Below are 20,667 nucleotides of genomic sequence, written 5' to 3' on the forward strand. Positions count from 1 at the left end.
TGAAAGTTGAAAGTTGAAAGTTGAAAGTTGAAAGTTGAAAGTTGAAAGTTGAAAGTTGAAAGTTGAAAGTTGAAAGTTGAAAGTTGAAAGTTGAAAGTTGAAAGTTGAAAGTTGAAAGTTGTTTAATTTTATCTTTCGCAAATTAATGATAAAATAATTTTAACTTCAACATTAGCCCTAAACGCTGAACCTCAAAACCAAAAAAATGAAAACACTTTGCTTTGATTTTGGTAATACCCGGTTAAAAGTTGCCGTTTTTGAAAACGATATTTTTACTGAGGAAATAGTTTTGCCCAACGATGAAATTTTTACAATTGAAAGGCTGCTTACAATTTATAAGCCCGATAAAACAATATTGTCTTCTGTTATTAATCACAACCCGGGTCTGGAAAGTTTTTTGGCCGCTAAAACAAAATTTCACAAAATCTCCCATCTTACTAAAGCAAATTTTACCACATCGGTAGGTAAGCCCGAAACTATTGGTGCCGACAGGCTGGCGCTTTCTGCAGCAGCAGTATATTATTATCCTAATAAAAATAATTTAGTAATTGGCATGGGTACCTGCATTACTTATAATTTTATTAACCAGTACCACCAGTTTATTGGCGGCAGTATTTCGCCGGGGATGGAAATGCGTTTTAAAGCCATGCAGGTTTTTACAGCAAAGCTGCCACTGGTGCAGGCCGAATGGAATTTTCCGATAATTGGCTACGATACTAAAACTAATATGCAAAGTGGTGTAGTTGCCGGAATTGCCTATGAAATGGATGGATTTATTACTGAATATGCTGAAAAATACGGCAACTTTAACGTGGTTTTAACCGGGGGCGATACACTCTATTTTGCCCGTCGGCTTAAAAACAAGATATTTGCCGACAGTAATTTTTTATTTAAAGGACTTTATGCACTCAGCGAAACTAACAATGACTAAATTTATACCCGTACTTTTTGTGGCATGTGGCTTTCAGACAGCGGTTTTTGCACAGGAAAATTCTCCTTATTCCCGTTATGGGTTAGGCGATTTAGCTCCCAATCATAATATTTTTACCCGTGGCATGGGGGGCATTTCTGCCGCTAATAACGATTATCAAAGTTTAAATTTTGTAAACCCGGCATCGCTGGCAAGCATAGCCAATACCATTTTTGATATTGGTGCGGAAGTTGATATACGAACATTGAAAAGCACTAACCCTGCAAAAAAGTTCTCCTCCACCAACACCATATTTTCTTATTTGCAGTTGGGTTTTCCGCTAACTACAGAAAAAATGCGAAGAGACAGTATCTCCTGGGGATTAAGTTTTGGATTAAGGCCCTTAACAAAAGTAAATTATAAAATAGAAAGATTTAGCCGCATTACAGGCATTGACAGCGCCAACACTTTATACGAAGGCAGCGGCGGTGCCAACCAGGCTTTTATTGGTACTGGCATGCGGATAAAAAATTTAAGCTTTGGTATAAACGCCGGTTATATTTTTGGTAATAAAGATTACAGCACCAAGCTTACACTTTTAAACGATAGTGTTCCATATTATAAATCTAACTCGGCCGATAAAACAACTTTTAACGGCCTTTTGCTAACAGGCGGTTTGCAGTACGAAATTGTTTTAAACAAAAGCAAGAAGAAAGAATACCCTAAAACTTTGCGGTTAGGCGCTTATGGTAATTTAATGAAAAAGCTTAATGCAAAACGTGATATTGTAAGAGAAACGTTTGATTACGATGCCAGCACATCAACCTATCGTATTGACAGTGTGTATGAGCAAAATGGTGTGAAAGGAAAAATTGAGTATCCTTCCTCATTTGGCGCAGGCTTTACTTATACAGATGAGCATTGGGTGTTTGGGGCCGATTATGAAAGAACAAGCTGGAGTAAATACAGATATTACGGCCAAACCGATGCGGTGCAAAACAATTGGGTAGTAAGAGTTGGCGGACAGTATTATCCTGCAAAAATTAATACGCCAGTAAAAAAATATTTTAATTATGTAAAATACAGGGCGGGATTTTATTATGGCCCCGATTATATAAAAACCAATAACAGTCGCCCCGAATATGGTTTTACTTTTGGAACAGGAATGCCATTAACTTCTTTAAAATATATTAATTATACCGGCGAATTTGTAATGTTAAACACTGCAGTGGAAATTGGAAACCGTGGTGATAAAAAAACTAATTTAAGAGAGAACACTGTACGCTTTAGTATTGGAGTTTCTATGAATGCACGTTGGTTTGCAAAACGTAAGTACAACTAAAATGATTTTTAAAACTTGTTATAAAAAAATTAGTGCAGCCCTTTTATCAGGCTGCATTTTTTTATCAGCCTGCGAAAACAGCAATAAAGACATTGACGATCTTACTAAAAAAAAATTAGGTATTGAAGAAGCCGTTAAAGTAAATATTAATTATACTTTAGGCGGTAAAGCAAAAGCCATACTAACAGCGCCATTAATGCTGAGGGTGCAGGATACCATGCCTTATGTAGAATTTCCTAAAAAAATACATGTTGATTTTTATAACGACAGTACAAAAATTGAAAGCATACTGGATGCTAAATACGCTAAGTATATAGAAAGCCAGAGTAAAATTTTATTAAAAGACAGTGTACGTTTTATTGGTTTAAAAAATGGCGATACTTTGTATTGCGATGAATTATACTGGGATAGAAACCGCCCCACCTACCAGTTTTACACCGATAAGCCGGTGCAGATAAGAACAAAAATGCAGGTTCAAAATGGCATTGGATTTGAATGCAGCCAGGATTTTAAAGATAAAGTTTTATACAAGGTAACCAACAGTTTTATAAAAGTACCGTCATCGCAGTTTCCGGAAAATTAAATGATGCCTGCTTTAAAAATTGCTGTATATTTTTTTGTTTATGATTATCTAAAAATTATATAACCAATTTCGAAAGAATTTTTTCCCTCTCTTATCCTAACTTCACACCTCAAATTTTTAAACAAAAGTTTTATGCAATACCGTCGCCTCGGCAAATCTGGTTTACAGGTTAGTGTGCTTAGTTTTGGAAGCTGGGTAAGTTTCAGCAAACAAATTAATGATAAGGTAGCCGACGAATTAATGGGCATTGCTTACGATAACGGCATCAACTTTTTTGATAATGCCGAAGTGTATGCACTGGGCGAAAGTGAAAAGATGATGGGCCGTGTGCTTAAAAAGAAAAAATGGGACCGCACATCTTACACTGTTTCATCAAAAGCATTTTGGGGATGGAGAGGAAAAGAAAATAAACCCAACCAAACCGGCAACAGCCGCAAACATTTAATAGAAGCCTGTAACGAAGCTTTACAAAGATTGCAGGTTGATTATTTGGATATGTTTTTTTGCCATCGCCCCGATAAAAATACACCGATTGAAGAAACAGTTTGGGCAATGAACCATTTAATACAGCAAGGCAAAGTTTTATACTGGGGTATCAGCGAGTGGAGTGGTGTGGAAATCATGGAAGCACATCGTGTTGCAGAAAAATTAAGACTAATAGGCCCCACTATGGAGCAACCACAATACAATTTATTTGAAAGAGAAAAAGTAGATAAAGAGTATTTGGATATTTTTAGAACCGTGGGTTTAGGTACTACCATTTGGAGCCCATTAGCAAGTGGACTTTTAAGTGGAAAATATAACGAAGGCATTCCTAAAAACAGCCGCTTTGCATTGGAAGGTTTTGATTGGTTAAAAGAACGCTGGGTAATGGATGATAAAGTAAAGAAAGTAAAAAAACTGAGTGAGTTGGCTGCTAAGCTTGGTGTTGGCACTGCAGCATTAAGTATTGCCTGGTGTATAAAAAACCCTAACGTAAGTACAGCAATTTTGGGTGCAACAAAAAAAATACAGTTGCTGGATAATTTAAAAGCTTTGGATGCATTGGAAAAACTGACGCCTGATGTAATGGAAAAAATTGAAGGCATTATGAAAACAAAACCTGTATTGCCTGAATTTTAATTATGAAAAATGTAATCGTTTACGGCATTCCTAATTGCGACACCACAAAAAAAGCAATGCTGTGGTTAAATAAAAATAATATTGCTTTTACTTTTCATGATTATAAATTACAGGGGGTAAGTAAAGAAAAATTGGAAGAATGGTGTAATAAACAAGGCTGGGAAATTATCTTTAATAAAAGAAGCACCACCTGGAGAGAATTGCCGGAAGCAGAACAAAAAAAAATTGTTGACCAACAACAGTCAATAAAAGTAATGCTGGCCAAAAACAGTATTATAAAAAGGCCGGTGATTGAATATAATGGCAAATTAATTGTTGGTGTTAACGTAGAAGATTATAATAAAACCTTTAAATAAATTTACATCTAACAATAAAAAATAAAAAAATGAAACGTAACGCAACTGCCGTTTGGAACGGTACAGGTAAAGAAGGAAGTGGACATTTAACCACACAAAGCACAGTTTTAAACAAAACTCAATATTCTTTTAACTCACGCTTTGCAGATGGAGTTGGTACCAATCCTGAAGAATTAGTGGCAGCAGCACTTTCGGGCTGTTTTGCCATGAAATTAACTTTTGTAGTTAGTGGTGCCGGTTTTACAGCCGAGACTATAGATGTAAACAGCACTATCACTTTAGATGCTGGAGCAATTACAAATGCTCATTTAATAGTAAAAGCAACAGTACCGGGTATTAGCCAGGAAAAATTTGATGAATGCATGGAAGATGTAAAAGCGAACTGCTTAATATCTAAATTATTAAATGTAGATAAAACTTACGAAGTAAGTTTAACCAATTAAAGGTTACTGGAATTAATGATCCTTCGGCTTATACTATAAGCTGAGGGATTTTTATTTTTAAAGCCCTCTAAAAAAACTAACTGCCGACATTTTGTTTAAGGTTTAAATAAACTACATTTGATTGTAAATAAAAAGCAGATTATGTCTTTTCAAAACAAAACAGTTTTAATTACCGGCGCAAGCCGTGGTATTGGAAAAGCAATTGGTTTGCGCTTAGCAGCAGAAGGTGCAAATATTGTAATTGCAAGTAAAAGTGTAGAAGAAAACCCAAAACTGGGAGGTACCATTTTTTCTGCCGCTGTCGAAATGGAAGCAGCGGGTGGTAAAGCATTGGCAGTACAATGCGATATCCGCTTTGAAGATCAGATTCAAAATGTAATTGATAAGACAGTAGAAAAATTCGGCGGTATTGATATTTTAGTGAACAATGCATCCGCAATTAATTTAACCCCAACAGAACAAACCGAACCCAAACGTTTCGACTTAATGTACGATATAAATGTAAGAGGAACATTTATGGTAAGTAAAGCTTGTATTCCTTTATTAAAAAAGTCAACCAATGCACATATTCTTAATTTATCGCCGCCAATAAATATGGATATGAAATGGTTTGCCAATCATTTGGCCTATACCATTAGTAAATATAACATGAGTATGATTGCGTTAGGATTATCGGCAGAGCTAAAAAAATACAATATTGCTGCTAATACTTTATGGCCACGTACAACTATTGCTACTGCAGCTGTAAATAATTTATTGGGTGGCGAAATGCTGATGAAAATGAGCCGCACTACAGATATTATAGCCGATGCTGCTTATTATATTTTAAGAAAAGCTGCTGCAACCTGTACCGGTAATAGTTTTATTGATGAAGATGTTTTAGCCAAAGAAGGCATTACAGACCTGGGTAAATATTCGGTAGTACCCGGCGCACAATTGTATAATGATTTGTTTGTTTAAAAATTCCCTGTTAAAAAAAGGCTAATACTTTTTTGTTTTGATGAGCGGTAACAATTTACTGACTTGTACGTTTAATTTCGTAAATGCATTATTTCGCCATGAATAATGCCTGATTAAAACCAAAAAGTATAGCCATGAACTTCTTTAACCTAAGAGCAGTATGCTTTTGCATGCTCCTTACTGCCACCGCTTTCAGCCAGACTGAAAAGAAAAAAATTACAGCACTACGCATTGTTAAATCATTAAAAGTTGATGGTATTATTGATGAGCCTGAATGGAAAACTGCCCAGGTAGCCGATAAGTTTGTGGCATTACGCCCCACACCATTTAAACCAGAAAATCCTGATAACAGAAGTGAAATGTATTTTTTGTATAATGACGAAGGCATTTACATTGGCGGATATTTTCACGAAAAATTTAAAGACAGTATTGCTGCGGAATTAGTTGGCAGGGATGGTTTTGGTAATAATGATTTTGTAGGTGTAATTTTTGATACTTACAATGATAAAATTAATGGCTTTGAATATTTTGTTACTCCGCTGGGTGAGCAGTTTGATGCGAAACAAGCTCCTAATCCTAATGGAGATAGCGAAGATTTTAGCTGGAATGCTGTTTGGCAAAGCAATGCAAAAATTCACAACGATGGATGGAGCTTTGAAATGTTTTTACCTTTCTCCGCTATTCGTTTTGGTAAAAAGAAAGTACAGGATTGGGGATTAAATATTGTACGCCGAAGGCAAAAAAGTGGCGAACAATTATTTTGGCAATCTATAGACCCAACTGCAAATGGTTTTTTAACACAGGAAGGTATGCTGCTGGGTCTGCAAGATATTAAACCGCCATTGAGGTTGCAGTTTTCTCCTTATTTTTCTACTTATGTAAATCATTATCCCTATAAGCAAACAGATTTAAAAAACTGGAATACTCAGGTAAATGGCGGTATGGATGTAAAGTATGGATTGAACCAGGCTTTTACATTAGACATGACATTGATACCAGACTTTGGACAGGTACAAAGCGACAGGAGAATTTTAAATCTTACCCCGTTCGAAGTAAAGTATGATGAAAACAGAACTTTTTTTACTGAAGGCACGGAACTGTTTAACAAAGGAAATTTGTTTTACAGCAGGCGCATTGGTGGCCAACCCATACATTACTACGATGTGGATTACCAGGTAAACAACGACGAAGCCGTTATAAAAAATCCACAGCAAAGTAAACTGATGAATGCAACAAAAATTAGCGGCCGTACACAAAAAGGTTTAGGCATTGGTGTGCTGAATGCGATAACAAAACCACAGTTTGCTTTAGTAGAAAACAGCAATAATAAAGTACAAAGAAAAATAGAAACCGATCCGCTTACCAACTATAATGTTTTTGTACTCGATCAAACTATGAAGTACAACAGCAGTGTTTCTTTTGTAAATACCAATGTATGGCGTTCGGGAATTGATTATGATGCTAACGTAAGTTCATTTTTATTTGATCTTAACGATAAAAAAAATAAATGGAATGTTGGTGGCAGTGCCAGCGTAAGTAATTTAATTGGCAAAGGTGGAAAAAATACTACCGGCTATGCCCACTCTCTTAATTTTGGTAAAACCAGCGGCCGGTTTAATTTCAATATTTTTCAGGAGCTGAGCAATGCAAAATATGATAAGAGCGATTTGGGATATTTTACCAATAACAACACCATTGATAATGGTTTGTGGATGGGTTATAAATGGCTGCAACCAAAAAAGTTTTTTAATAATTTTCGTTTAAATTTTAATGCCTTTTACAGCCGCTTAGTAACGCCGTTAGATATATTGAAGCGAAAAGAAATGATGTACCAAAATGGCGGCGGCAATGTGAACATGAACGGGCAAACAAAAAAATTATGGTTTGTTGGGGTTAATGTAAACTGGGGATATAACTACAATGATTTTTATGAAGCAAGAGAGCCTGGAAGGGTTTTTAAAAACAAGGGCAGGGTTGGCATGGCCGTGTGGTGGGAAAGTAATTCATCCAAAAAATTATCGTGGGGCGGAGAAATATTTGGAGGAAAAGGCGGGGTATTTAAAAGACAAAGTATTAACCCAACCCTGTTTGGTAAAATACGTTTTAGCAGTAAATTTTCTATAGATAATTCCTTAACTATGGATTTTCAAAAAAACAATGCCGGATTTGCTGATACTTTACAGAACGCCCTATTTGCCAATGGATACGAGATTTATTTTTCAAAAAGAGATATAAGAACTGTTGAAAATACATTAGGAGTAAAATACAGTTTTACCAACAGAATGGGTATTACTTTAAGGGCCAGGCATTACTGGAGCAAGGTGGCGCCACAACAATTTTATGAGTTAAATAAATATGGCGATGTGGTAACACCTTCGGTTCCCTTTACAAAAAACAAGAATCAAAATTATAATTATTTCAGTACCGATATGGTGTACACCTGGCAGTTTGCACAGGGTAGTTTTATAAATATTGTATGGAAAGATATATCTGACTCATTTACCAGGGATTTTGAAAAAAACTATTTTTCTAATTTTGATAAAACTATCAGCGGCCCGCAGGCCAATAGTTTTTCTGTTAGGGTAATTTATTTTTTAGATTATTTAACTGCAAGGAAGCAGCTTGCAAAAAAGAAGTAAATAAAGAGGCTGTCTCTAAAGCAAACAAATCTGTCACATTGAGTTTATCGAAATGTGACAGGTTTGTTTGCCGCCGGTTGTAATATTTCAATAAACTCAATATGAAGATCGCTGGTACTTTTGAGACAGCCTCACTTTATTAAAAAACTATTTGCTGCTGTTATTACCAATAAGTATTGCCCCCATTGCCATCGAAATGTCTTTAAGCAGGTGAGTAAACCCACCACTTAATAAAGGTTTTAAATGAAGTGTAAAAACAAAAATTAAGAACATTGCTGCCAATAAATAACAGGCAAGCCTGGCATATTTGTTTATGATAATTGCAATTGCTGCAAGTATCATACAGGCGCCGGTAAAATAAATCCATATGCTTCCATCTCCCGGCATATAATCAGGCACACTGGCTTTCATTGCATCAACATTACGAAAATGTAAAATCCCAAAAGTTCCAATAGCGAGGGCATATATAATGCCTGCAATTTTAGAAGATAGTAACGGTTTCATAATATTTTGGTTTTAATTGTATATTAAAGTAATACTTAAATATGGTGTTTGCAAGCTTTTAAGCCATTTGTTTTGTAAATAAAAATATAGAAATAAAAAAACCTCAGCATTGCTTAGAATTTGCAATGCTGCGGTTAAAAAAGAAAAAATATTATTATACTATTGTTCGAATGAACCTTATTGATAAATGTTTTATTTAGAAGAATTATTGCCGATCATAATTGCACACATTGCAAGACCTAAATCTTTTAATGGCTGGTAAATGTTGTAAGGGTTTTCAATAGCCGGCATTAAGTGAATAACTAAAATAAATATAAATAACATCAATGCCAGCATATAACAAGCAAGCCTTTTAAATTTGTTTATAATAATTGCAATACCTGCTGCTAAAAATCCGGCGCCGGTAATATACATCCAAATAGCAGGGCTGCCAGGTACAAAGTCTGGTAGTTTTCCTGTGCCACTTTTTAAATGCATTATTCCAAAAATAATCATGACAAGTGCGTATAAAATTTCGGCAAACCGTGTTGGAAAAAGCTGTTTCATTTTAGTAAATTTTTGGTTTAGGTTGAAAAATAATATTTAAACACCGGCTTTGCAAGTGTTTTACTGTATTTGTTTTGGCAAGTTTATTTGGGCAATAAAATAAAAAACCGCAGCACCAAATATTTATTTGCAATGCTGCGGTTAATAATAACAGTAATACTATTTAATTAAACCTACTGGTACTTCTTTCTGCAATAAATACCTGTAAATAAATTTTGTTTTTAAGTTTTGAAAATGCAACCCTTTATTGCCCGGCCAGCCATGCCTTCCACCGGGGTAAATCATAAATTCAAAATCTTTTTTAGCATCCTGTAATTTACTTATCAGCTGCAGGCTGTTTTGCAGGTGTACATTATCGTCAATTACGCCATGTACTATTTGCAAACCGCCTTTGTATTTGTCAGTATAGTTCATAACGTTGCCGGTTTTGTAACCTTCGGCATTATTAGCCGGTGTACCCATAAAGCGTTCGGTGTAGTGTGTATCGTATAACGTCCAGTCGGTAACACTGCCACCGGCCATACCGTAAGTAAATACGTCGCTGTATTTTGTAAGTGCCAGGCAACTCATATAGCCACCGTAACTAAAACCGGTGATGCAAACTTTTTTGGGGTCGCCGCTGCCGTTAGCTACCAGCCATTTTACCATGGTGCTGTAATCTTTCAACTCCCAATCGCCTAAATTATGGTACATATAATTCACCCCTTCTTTACCAAAATGGCCACTGGCCCGATGATCCATTGCTACCTGTATCAATCCTTCTTTAGCATACCATTGTTGTGTTCCGTTAAGTTGAAAGGCATCACTTACAGTACCTGCATTAGGGCCGCCGTAAATTGAAATTAAAACCGGGTATTTTTTACCTGCTTCCATATTTACAGGCCAGGTTACTTTCATAGGTAAATCATATAAACCATCATCGCTTTTTACTCTTATTAACTCTGTTTTAGCAATATTGTAGGTATCAAAATCCGCACCTTTTGCATCACCCAGTTCTTTAATAACTTTTCCTTTATTATTTACCAATGCCATTTTATTGGGTGTGGAGCTGTTGCCATAAGTGGTAATAAAATACTCACTGTTGGGGGAAGCATTTACAAATGCATGATTGAAATTACCAAAGGTTAAACGTTGCAATTTTTTTCCATCAAGGTTAACCCTGTAATAATCTCTTGTGGCAGAATTTTCTCTACTTCTTGCAGTAAAATAGACAATGCTATTTTTTTCATCTACATAATTTAAATTGGTAACAGTAAATTTTCCGCTGGTGATGGCATTTATCAATTTGCCATTCATGTCGTAATAATATAAATGTTTCCAACCAGTTGCATCGCCTGATAAAATAAAACCTTTGCCATTTTTTAAAAAACCAATACGGTCGTTATCATCCAGATCAATCCAGGTTTTTTGTGTTTCGTTATAAAATTCTTTTTTAGCACCAGTTGCAGGGTTTACTTCGTAAATAATAAGATTGTTTTGTAAACGGTTCATCCATTGTACCAATAATGCACTACCATCGGGTTTCCAGTAAGGCATACCAAAATACTGGTCATCTTTTTCATTAAAATCGCTCCACACAGTTGCGCCACCATCCGGCGATACAATACCTACTTTTACTTCGGGGTTTGGGTCACCCACTTTCGGGTATCTTGTTTTCTCTACTAATCCATGTTGGCCTGTGCCATCGGTAATTATAAATTCCGGCACTTTAGTATCATCACTGCGGAAGTAGGCAATTTTTTTACTGTCGGGGCTCCACCAAAAACTTTTGTATGCAGTTGACCTGCCCAAAATTTCTTCCATATATACCCAGCTGGCATAACCGTTTAAAATAACATCGCTGCCATCGGTAGTAAGTGCTGTTTCTTTTTTTGTAGAAATATTTACTGTGTAGAGATTATTATTTTTTGTGTAAGCCACATAATTTCCATCGGGGCTTACAATGGGGTTTACTTCTTTATCCTTATCGCTGGTAAGTTGCACATCGTTTACAAACAGATCGTTATTTTTATTGGTTACAGTTGGCTTTACAGCAACAGGTTTTGTAACGGCTGGTGTGGTATATTCCACCTCGGTACCTTTTTTACAATCTAATAAAAAACTTTTACCGTCTTTTCTTATTACCACATGGCTTTCATCAACCCATGGGCCGGATTGCGGCAATGCCTGTGTAATGCCTTTAAAATTACCTTTAAAAAATTGATCGTCGGTTAATTCTTTTTTTTGTGCAGTTGCAGCAAAAGAGCAAAATGTAATTGCAAGAATTGCAAAAGTGTTTTTTACATTAAATGTCATGTGTAATTATTTAATTGAAATTACAAGATAGTTTTTTTGAAAGAAATGGAGAAAGGAAATTGATGGGTGGGGACAGTAACGATTAATGCCAGTCAATCTTTCCCACGGATGTGGTTATTAGGTCAAGCAAAAGTTTAATTTTTGTTTTACTATTGTAAGTGTAGTTCAGATTTTTAATTTCTTCAAATGAAATTTCATCGAAATCGCTGTCGAAAACTTCCTTTTGAATTGCGTTATCTTTTGTATATATCCTAAAAAACGAATACTTGCGATGTGTCCCACCCAGTATTTGGTATATCTCAAAATTATTAACAACAGTTTTATAAGTATAAGGGTATATAAATTCGTACTTAATTGTATTCAAATTTTTCTGTAAGAATAAAGCAATGTCTTGTTTATTAATTTGAATTGGAGAAGGCCTTTTGTTTTTTGATCCATTAAGATTTACAAACTTTTGAATATAGGTTTTTGAATGTTGAGTCCAAATTAAAAACTGTATTTCATAAACTCCTGCTGAATCAATGTAGAGTGGCCAACCAACTACAAAAGAAAAGTATTGAATTACAGTATCTACACCAATAGCCTTAAGGCTATCTATTTTTTGCTCTACATCATATCCAATATCTTTTTTTAAAGCAAAAGTATCAGTGCCCGGTTGAGCAAATAAGCCAGCTGCGTAAAAAATAAGGCACCAGAATGAAATTATTTTTTTAATCTTTTTCATAAAACTGTTCAACCTTATAATTAATTATTCTCCGGCCTCATCATCGGAAAAAACAACACATCCTGAATACTATGCTGGTTGGTTAACAGCATCGCAATTCTGTCGATACCAAAACCAATACCACTGGTTGGCGGCATACCATATTCTAAGGCACGTAAAAAATCATGGTCAATAAACATGGCTTCATCATCGCCACGTTCCATTAGTTTTACCTGCTCTTCAAAACGTTCCCTTTGTTCAATTGGGTCATTCAATTCGCTGTAAGCATTGGCAATTTCTTTACCATTACACATCAATTCAAAGCGCTCTACCAGGCCAGGTTTACTGCGGTGCTTTTTGGTAAGCGGACTCATCTCTACCGGATAATCAGTAATAAAAGTTGGTTGAATATATTTGCTTTCGCATTTACCGCCAAAAATTTCATCAATCAATTTACCCTTGCCCCATTTTTCATCAGCATGTATTTTTAATTCATGGCAAACATTTCTTATGCCTGCTTCATCCATTTCGCTAATATCAAAACCAGTATGTTCTTTAATAGCATCGTACATGGTAATACGTTTGTACGGCGCTTTAAAATCAATAGTCCTGAGCGGAGCAGAAGGATCTCCCACCAAAACTTTTGTGGTACCGTTGGTTGCAATGGCCGCTTTCTCCAGCATTTGTTCCGTAGTATCCATCATCCACTCATAATCTTTGTAAGCCACATAGAATTCCAGTACCGTAAATTCAGGATTATGGGTGCGGTCCATACCTTCATTTCTAAAATTTCGGCTGAATTCGTACACCCATTCAAAGCCACCCACTATCAACCTTTTTAAATATAATTCGTTTGCAATACGCATGTACATCGGTACATCCAAAGCATTATGATGTGTGGTAAAAGGCCTTGCTGCTGCACCACCTGGAATAGATTGCAATACCGGCGTATCAACTTCCAACGCACCACGTTCATTTAAAAATTCACGAATGGCATTTACCATTTTGGTACGTTTAATAAAAGTTTCTTTCACACCTGGATTTACAATTAAATCGGCATAACGCTGGCGGTACCTGAATTCAGGATCGGTTACTTCATCAAAAGCTTCACCATCTTTTTCTTTAACGATTGGGAGTGGCCGTAATGATTTTGTAAGAATAGAAAACTCTTTTACATGTACAGATGTTTCGCCGGTTTTTGTAGTAAACACATAACCTTTAATGCCGATGATATCACCAATATCAATTAATTTTTTCCAAACGGTTTGATACAAAGTTTTATCATCGCCGGGGCAAATATCATCCTGCTTAATATAAAATTGAATTTTACCTGCAGCATCCTGCAACACAGCAAAATTTGCTTTGCCCATATCACGTACACTCATTATTCTTCCTGCAAGACAAACATCTGCAAAATCAGCCTTGTTTTCTTCTCCTTTATAATTTTCTTTTATATAGGCAGATGTAATGTTTACAGGGTACAACGCTGCCGGGTAAGCATCAATACCTAATTTGTTAAGTTCTGTTAATTTTTCTCTGCGGATAATTTCCTGCTCTGATAAATGTTGTGTACTCATAATGGCGGCAAAGATACTTTATGCAACCCAATCATCCATATTTGCTGTCTGTAACATTATACAACTAATCTTGGCAGGATACTTGTTTATATTTAAATAACAAATGTATAAAAAATGAAAAAATTATTACTTGCATTAATGAGTGTTATAATATTAAGCAGTTGCGATGTTTTAAATAAGTTACCCCAAACAACAGGGATTGGTGGCATTACAGAAGCTGAAGCCGGGCAGGGGATTAAACAGGCATTAAGCCAGGGATTAGCAGGCGCCGTATTGCAATTAAATAAACAGGATGGTTTTTTTAAAGACGCCTTCTATAAAATTTTATTACCGCCCGATGCTAAAAAAGTTGAAAATACTTTACGTGATTTAGGGTTTAATAATATGGTTGATAAAGCCATTTTGCAAATTAACCGTGGTGCAGAAGATGCTGCAGGTTATGCCAAACCGATTTTTGCAGATGCCATAAGAAATATGACTTTGCAGGATGCTATTGGTTTAGTAAGAAATGGTGACACCAGCGCCACACATTTTTTTAGAGAGAAAACTACCGATAAATTAATAGCTGCATTTTTACCGGTTATAAAAGCATCTTTAGATAAAGTGGAAGCAACAAAATATTATGGCGATGCCATTAATAAATACAATAATTTTCCTACTACATTCAGAAAAATAAATCCTGACCTTGCCAGTTTTGTTACTGCTAAAGCCACTGATGCATTATTTGATTTAGTGGCAAAGGAAGAAAAAAATATACGCACTAATATTGCAGCAAGAACTACAGATATTTTGCGGAAGGTGTTTGGGCAAAAATGGAATTAAGGTTGTTTTGAAAAAAAATAAGTAGCGGCATTAACACCGTTTTCATAGAGCAGCACTTTATCCTGCTGCTTTGTTTTTTTTACACGGGAGCTTATATTTCCCTGGCTAACATAAATTGTTCTGCCTTTTTCATTTTCAAGCCCGGGATATTTTCTGCTGAGGGTTTCCATCATAAGATTACTAAAGGCAGCAATGTAATCAGATAGTTTATTGATATTATAAGCAGGAATTTTTATGCTGTTGTTATTTAAAGAATCTATCTGTTGCGGCCGCTCTAATTTTATACCAATAGTTTGAGGGTTAAATTTTACTTTACTGCTCAAAAGAGGATTAAGATTATTTTCTTCGCAACTGTCGAACATACTTATGGGATAATTGCAAAGCATTCCGCCATCTACATAATAATTAATAAAAGAAACACTGTCTGATTTTTTAATTTTTTGCAGGTTATTATCTAATGCAACAGGCTCAAAATATAAAGGAACACCCCCACTGATTCGTACTGCAAGTGCAATGGGCATTTGTGGCGTGTGGGTGTAAGAAAAAATTTCTAATTGCTGTTTGCTCAGGTTGGTGCCGGTGCAGTAAAAATCTTTATACAATTTATTATTTAAATGCAGCTGGTGCAGTTGATTGAAAGTAAGTAACGGATTTCCCGTTTTAAATTCAATAAGTTGCTTCAACCATTTTTCAAATGTGCTGCCTTTATAAATGCCAAAATCATTTTTAAATCTTTTATATTTACCCACCAGCCCACCTTTGCCATCGTTAAATTTTTGTATAGGCAATTCAATCATCAGGCTGTCAATTTCATCGGCTGTATAACCAATACTTATGAGCATGCCTGCAATAGAACCTGCAGATGAGCCACCTACTTTTTCTATCTGTTGTAAAATACCTTTTTCTTCCAGCACACTAAACACACCGGCATAAGCAAGGCCACGTACACCACCGCCTTCCAGCACCAGATTTTTATAATCATATTTTTTTTGAGCAAAACAAAAAGAAGGGAAGAGCAGAATTATAAACAGTTTTTTCATTTGGCGAAAATAAAAAATTGAACGGACACAAAAAGTTAAATGCTGCTTAATTATACATTTAAACTTAATAATAATACCCAAAAATAATATTCATCTCGTCTTCGCTGGTTAAACCAAAATTTACAGTTTTGTTAGAAGTATTGTTGTAAGTAACCACACTGGTTAAACCTTCGCCGGCATTTAATTGTATAGGTGTGGTAAGATTTAGTGCTAAAGGATGTTGCCAGTCGGTATTTTCATAAACTGTTTCTCCGTTTCTTGGGCCGCCTAAAATTTTAATTACAAATTTCTCTCCCATTTTATGAAAATGCGAAGTGAGCATTATAACAGTTACTGCGTTAGCAAAAGTAAAATTGGTGGTGATAGTTTTGCGCTGGTTTGCAGGAATAGAAAAATTAAGGTTAGCAAAGTTTATGCTTTTAGCTTCTTTAACAACTGCAGCTTGCGGTACTGTGTAAAGATTAATAAAATTTTCGCCGGTTAAGCCGGTAGTTTGTTTATTAAAATAATGTGCATTTAAATCTAAAGAAGTATTCGCCGGAATTTTTAAAGCCACTCCAGTTGGGAAAGTGTAAGTAGCATTTACATCGGTACCGCCACCTAAAAAAATATGGTTTTGCATTTCTATAAAGGTGTTGGCATTAATAGTACCATCTGAATTATACAAATCCCGTAAAGTATTTACAGCAGGTAAGGTTGTAGTGTTTTGAAAACCATATAAAACAAAATGATGGCTGTTCGGCCTTCCACGCAATACAAACTTATTTACATAAACTGCCGAAGTATTAGTCGTGTTCCTTCTTACAAAAACTTCTCTTTCTGTATTTGGGTTAACGGTGAAAGAATCTATTTTAAGTTGAAAGCCATCGGCAGCTGCTGGCGGATCTAAAGGAATAAAAGGTTGAGAACAAACTGTTGTATTGTTCAGCAAACTTTCATCAACAACACTGCCTCTTTTTGGAGCACCTTTAAAAATCCATTGTTTAATAAATTCAATTTGGCCTAAACTTAACCAGGCGCCATTCAATGGCATTGTTGCACCATAATTTGCAGCGTGATGCCCTGCCTGGCAATCTACTTTATGATACAATAAACTTTTTAAATAATCGCCGGGCATAACCCTTACAATGCCATCTGCATTGGCAGCAGCATTTTTTGATGGTTTGTTTATTAAATTATCAAAAGCCACACTGGCTGAAAGTACAAGGTTATGTTGAGCATAGGTAGCATCGGTTGCCGAAGCATGACAACCGCTTAAAGCACAGGAGGGAGTAAGTATTTTTTCCTGGATGATTGTCCAGCTGTCTTTTTTAGTGGCATCGTTTGTGCTGGTATTTTTTTTACAGGAAGGTATTAAAAACGAAAGGCTTAAAAAGGCGATAATAAAAACAATTGCAGCAATGAATTTCATAAATTAGTTTTGAAGTAAACCAAATCTACAAAAATTAATTTAAAGCTAATAGCACTTGCCAGGCTTCACCTACTTTGCCAGTGTTTAATAATTCTTTAGCATAGCGGTGCAGTTCTTTTTCCATATCATCGGGGTTAATAGAATAATACTGAATAATATTTTTTAGTGTGTCATCAGTAAAAGCAGGATCAACAAAAGGTATTTCTTTTACGTTGCCCAATTGCCCTAAATTATTTCCACTGAGTATAGTACTGTTTTTTATTGAGACCGGTAACATATCTACCCCAATGCCCAATTGTGTATTTGGTTTTTCTACTTTAAATAAATTGCTTTCATCTACTTTACAATACCAATCGCCACCAAGCCTTGCTACATGATGTATTTTAGTTTGGTCAATTTTTCCTTCAGCATTCAAAATATTTTCATCAATATGCATTATTAAAACTTCTGCAATTATTAAATTACCTGCGCCACCTTCGGTACCTAAAGGTTTTACTTCATTTACTTTACACTCTAATTTTATTTTACTTTCTTTTACCATCGGTGGTTTTACTGTTGTTGCAGGTTGCATGGTAAATCCTGCTTTTTCAAATTCATTTACATCTTTTGCAAACTCACAACTGGCCAGCGATGTTTGCTGTACCATATCGTAGTCAACAATATTTATTACTACTTCGGGCACTTCTAAAACATTATGTAAAGTATGTTTGGTGGTATTGTCTCTTACTCTTCTTGCAGGAGAAAAAATTACTATTGGAGGATTTGAAGAAAATAAATTAAAAAAACTAAAAGGAGATAGATTGATGTTGCCGTCTTTATCAATTGTAGATGCAAAACATACTGGCCTTGGCGCAATGGCATGCTGCAAATAATTTTGAACATCGGCGGGTTTTAAGTCTTTTAAATGAATTGTCATTTTAAAATTTTAGCGCAAAGAAAAAGAGAAAAGGAGTTTTCGCAGAGGGTTAGAAATTATTTACAATTCTCTTAAATCCATCCTTTAGATATTGTACATTAAAATTAATGAGATAACCTAATTTTTTTTGATGGTATAGTTTAAGATAAGTAATGACCTGAAAAATAAAAATTGGAGCAATCCCATCTGTTGATTTATTTTCAACAATAATTTCTTCTTCAACCAATAAATCAATTTCATATGCTTTTCCTAAGGGTATTTCTTTATAAATTCATTCAACTGGTACTTTAGCTCTTACTTTTAACCCTCTTAATTCCAACTCTCTTTTTAAAGCCAATTGATATGCAGATTCCAATAACCCGGGACCTAATTCCCTATGAACTGTTATTGATGCATCCCAAATGATTCCACCAATTTCATTTAATCTCTCATTAGTTATAAAATATTTTTTAACACAAAAAAGATGAAGTAATAAATTTATTGCAGGAAATAAAATTATATCTGCGTATTCTCTTTTCCTCCTTTTCTCTGTGATATAAACTTCACTTACTTCAACGCTAAAATTATTTAACGCTGAGAAAATGAGGAGCAGAGTTTTACGCTGAGAAAAAAATATTTCTGCGTATTCTCATTTTCTCCTTTTCTCTGCGATAGAAACTTCGCTTACCTTAACGCTAAAAACTACATTTTCTTCAAATCTAAAATACTAAAATCACTCTCATCTCTCACAAAAGTATTGGTGAGTTTCCCCAACCCATCAATCTCCATTTCAACCACATCACCATCTTGTAACCATTGCTCAGTGTAATCAGGGTTATTTAATTTTCCAGTACCATTCAATTCTAAAAAACACCCGGTACCTACTGTGCCGCTGCCAATAATGTCGCCGGGCATTACATGTACACCATAACTGCAGCGCTCAATAATTTCTGCAAAGGTCCAGTCCATATCCGCCACATTACCATCGCTAACCTGCACACCATTAACCCAGCATTTCATGTTTAAATTCCAGGCTTTGCCTGTATGATTTTCTTTGCAGGGCACTTCAAATTCTTCCAGCTCATCCAAAGTAACCAGCATCGGGCCAACAGCAGTTGCAAAATCTTTTCCTTTTGCAGGCCCAAGGTTCAGCAGCATTTCTTCCATTTGTAAGGTTCTTGCACTAATATCATTCATTATCATCAGGCCGCCTATATATTCATCAGCTTCAGCTGCAACTATATTACGGCCTGGCTTGCAAATAACTATTGCAGCTTCCAGTTCAAAATCTAATTTTTTAAAATGATCGGGCATGCAAACCACTTCACCTGGCCCCTGTATACTGTTATGATTGGTAAAATAAAAAATGGGGTATTGATCAAATTCCGGAATCATATCCACTTTTCTGTTGCGCCTGGCGGCGGCTACATGCTGGCGAAAAGCGTAACCATCCCTGCAACTGGTGGGGTGCGGTACCGGCGCCAAAATTTGAGTGCCGGCATACGGAGTGGCAAGCGAACTTCGGCCCAAGCCATCTTTTATACGTTGCTCTGCGGCTTTTACTACGGGAATTACGTCATCCCAGTAATTTAAAAACATCGACATGCTATTGGGTAAATCGGGGTGCAGGCTGTCGGTATCGTATAAATTGCCATTTACTAAAAGGGCTAATTGAAGGTGGTCGTCTTTTAAATAGGTAACTAATTTCATAAAAAAAATTATTGGTAAAAATAACTAATTATGTAAGGATTAAATTAACAAATGAATTATTGTTTTATATTTTGAATTTGTAATTTTGTAGTATTAAACTTTAAGCATGAAATTCGAGAAAATTCATAATAAAGGCCATGCACAGCTTTTTTAAAAATCAATATTTAGAATATCTTACCAAAACTCATCCTTTGGTAATATGGGGTTTATATGTGCCCATCATCAGCTTTATGCTGTATTATACTAATGCTGTAATGCAAATTGAGGTTATAAATGTTATGCTTACTTTTTTAAGCGGCATTTTTTTCTGGACACTTTTCGAATACTGTATTCACCGTTTTGCATTTCACTTTGTTGCTGAAAGCGACAGGGCTACAAAATTTGTTTATATCATTCATGGTAATCATCACGAGTACCCAAGGGATAAAGAAAGGTTATTTATGCCGCCTGTACCGAGTTTAATTTTATCTTCTGCAATTTTTTCGCTGATGTATTTTGCAGCGTATTTATTGGGGGCCAAAGGTTATGTATTTGCTTTTTTTCCGGGATTTATTTTAGGCTATTTAGTTTACGGTACCATGCATTATGCCATACATGCCTGGAACCCGCCTTTTAAATGGATGAAACCTTTATGGCGCAATCATCACCTGCATCATTATAAAAACGACCACATGGGTTTTGGTGTAAGCAGCACTTTGTGGGATCATGTGTTTGGTACTATGTTCGATTTAAGTAAAGAAAAAGAAGATAAAACAAAAGTGCAGGAGCTGATGTTTAGTAAAAACAGGAGCAGGCAGGAAGCGTAAATT

The 20,667-nt window shown here is 35.5% G+C and carries 19 protein-coding genes and 1 pseudogene; 10 read left to right on the forward strand and 10 right to left on the reverse strand.

Annotated elements, in window-relative coordinates:
* Positions 1-205 precede the first annotated feature (205 nt).
* From ACY651_RS10205 to ACY651_RS10240, 8 genes are all read left to right on the forward strand, one after another.
* Positions 206-931, forward strand: coding sequence for a type III pantothenate kinase (locus ACY651_RS10205; RefSeq protein WP_462252326.1), 726 nt, complete (start codon positions 206-208; stop codon positions 929-931).
* Positions 924-2,252: a hypothetical protein gene (locus ACY651_RS10210; RefSeq protein WP_462252328.1), complete on the forward strand. Its 1,329-nt coding sequence runs from the start codon at positions 924-926 to the stop codon at positions 2,250-2,252. Before ACY651_RS10205 ends, ACY651_RS10210 begins: the two co-directional genes overlap by 8 nt.
* Position 2,253: 1 nt before the next feature.
* Complete coding sequence (gene lptC, locus ACY651_RS10215; RefSeq protein WP_462252330.1) at positions 2,254-2,835, forward strand: LPS export ABC transporter periplasmic protein LptC; 582 nt, start codon at positions 2,254-2,256, stop codon at positions 2,833-2,835.
* A gap of 132 nt (positions 2,836-2,967) precedes the next feature.
* Positions 2,968-3,957, forward strand: a complete 990-nt coding sequence (locus ACY651_RS10220; protein ID WP_462252332.1) for an aldo/keto reductase — start codon at positions 2,968-2,970, stop codon at positions 3,955-3,957.
* 2 nt (positions 3,958-3,959) lie between these two features.
* A complete protein-coding gene (locus tag ACY651_RS10225) occupies positions 3,960-4,313 on the forward strand; it encodes an arsenate reductase (RefSeq protein WP_462252334.1) in 354 nt (117 codons plus the stop codon).
* 29 nt (positions 4,314-4,342) lie between these two features.
* The gene (locus tag ACY651_RS10230) at positions 4,343-4,756 is read left to right on the forward strand and encodes an OsmC family peroxiredoxin (protein WP_462252336.1); all 414 of its coding nucleotides are present in this window, start codon (positions 4,343-4,345) and stop codon (positions 4,754-4,756) included.
* A 141-nt stretch (positions 4,757-4,897) separates the two neighbouring features.
* A complete protein-coding gene (locus ACY651_RS10235; protein WP_462252338.1) occupies positions 4,898-5,716 on the forward strand; it encodes an SDR family oxidoreductase in 819 nt (272 codons plus the stop codon).
* Positions 5,717-5,850: 134 nt separating this feature from the next.
* Positions 5,851-8,355 carry a DUF5916 domain-containing protein gene (locus tag ACY651_RS10240; RefSeq protein ID WP_462252340.1) on the forward strand — a complete coding sequence of 835 codons (2,505 nt, stop codon included), beginning with the start codon at positions 5,851-5,853 and terminating at the stop codon, positions 8,353-8,355.
* 147 nt (positions 8,356-8,502) lie between these two features.
* Here ACY651_RS10240 and ACY651_RS10245 read toward each other — a convergent pair whose 3' ends face one another.
* The 5 genes from ACY651_RS10245 to lysS all read right to left on the reverse strand — a co-directional run bounded on the left by ACY651_RS10245 (position 8,503) and on the right by lysS (position 13,980).
* On the reverse strand, positions 8,503-8,859 hold the full coding sequence (locus tag ACY651_RS10245) for a hypothetical protein (RefSeq protein WP_462252342.1): 357 nt from the start codon (positions 8,857-8,859) through the stop codon (positions 8,503-8,505).
* A 192-nt stretch (positions 8,860-9,051) separates the two neighbouring features.
* On the reverse strand, positions 9,052-9,405 hold the full coding sequence (locus ACY651_RS10250) for a hypothetical protein (RefSeq protein ID WP_462252344.1): 354 nt from the start codon (positions 9,403-9,405) through the stop codon (positions 9,052-9,054).
* A 159-nt stretch (positions 9,406-9,564) separates the two neighbouring features.
* Positions 9,565-11,700 carry a S9 family peptidase gene (locus ACY651_RS10255; RefSeq protein ID WP_462252346.1) on the reverse strand — a complete coding sequence of 712 codons (2,136 nt, stop codon included), beginning with the start codon at positions 11,698-11,700 and terminating at the stop codon, positions 9,565-9,567.
* An 82-nt stretch (positions 11,701-11,782) separates the two neighbouring features.
* Complete coding sequence (locus tag ACY651_RS10260; protein ID WP_462252348.1) at positions 11,783-12,424, reverse strand: hypothetical protein; 642 nt, start codon at positions 12,422-12,424, stop codon at positions 11,783-11,785.
* 20 nt (positions 12,425-12,444) lie between these two features.
* Positions 12,445-13,980 carry a lysine--tRNA ligase gene (gene lysS / locus ACY651_RS10265; RefSeq protein WP_462252350.1) on the reverse strand — a complete coding sequence of 512 codons (1,536 nt, stop codon included), beginning with the start codon at positions 13,978-13,980 and terminating at the stop codon, positions 12,445-12,447.
* A gap of 114 nt (positions 13,981-14,094) precedes the next feature.
* On the opposite strand from lysS, the gene ACY651_RS10270 reads away from it, so the two are divergent.
* Positions 14,095-14,802, forward strand: coding sequence for a DUF4197 domain-containing protein (locus tag ACY651_RS10270; protein ID WP_462252351.1), 708 nt, complete (start codon positions 14,095-14,097; stop codon positions 14,800-14,802).
* Here ACY651_RS10270 and ACY651_RS10275 read toward each other — a convergent pair.
* The 5 genes and pseudogenes from ACY651_RS10275 to ACY651_RS10295 form a co-directional block, all read right to left on the reverse strand.
* Complete coding sequence (locus tag ACY651_RS10275) at positions 14,799-15,842, reverse strand: patatin-like phospholipase family protein (protein ID WP_462252353.1); 1,044 nt, start codon at positions 15,840-15,842, stop codon at positions 14,799-14,801. The two genes, ACY651_RS10270 and ACY651_RS10275, sit on opposite strands and share 4 nt — an antisense overlap.
* 64 nt (positions 15,843-15,906) lie before the next feature.
* Positions 15,907-17,253, reverse strand: coding sequence for a monooxygenase (locus tag ACY651_RS10280; RefSeq protein WP_462252355.1), 1,347 nt, complete (start codon positions 17,251-17,253; stop codon positions 15,907-15,909).
* 34 nt (positions 17,254-17,287) lie between these two features.
* On the reverse strand, positions 17,288-18,169 hold the full coding sequence (locus ACY651_RS10285) for a flavin reductase family protein (RefSeq protein ID WP_462252357.1): 882 nt from the start codon (positions 18,167-18,169) through the stop codon (positions 17,288-17,290).
* A 49-nt stretch (positions 18,170-18,218) separates the two neighbouring features.
* Positions 18,219-18,785, reverse strand: a pseudogene (locus tag ACY651_RS10290) (GxxExxY protein).
* A 65-nt stretch (positions 18,786-18,850) separates the two neighbouring features.
* On the reverse strand, positions 18,851-19,858 hold the full coding sequence (locus ACY651_RS10295) for a fumarylacetoacetate hydrolase family protein (protein WP_462252359.1): 1,008 nt from the start codon (positions 19,856-19,858) through the stop codon (positions 18,851-18,853).
* 137 nt (positions 19,859-19,995) lie between these two features.
* Between ACY651_RS10295 and ACY651_RS10300 the strand changes: the two genes are divergently transcribed.
* Complete coding sequence (locus ACY651_RS10300; protein ID WP_462252361.1) at positions 19,996-20,664, forward strand: sterol desaturase family protein; 669 nt, start codon at positions 19,996-19,998, stop codon at positions 20,662-20,664.
* Positions 20,665-20,667: the final 3 nt, after the last annotated feature.

The sequence above is a fragment of the Ferruginibacter sp. genome (assembly GCF_031391665.1).
In the GTDB taxonomy this organism is placed as follows: domain Bacteria; phylum Bacteroidota; class Bacteroidia; order Chitinophagales; family Chitinophagaceae; genus Ferruginibacter.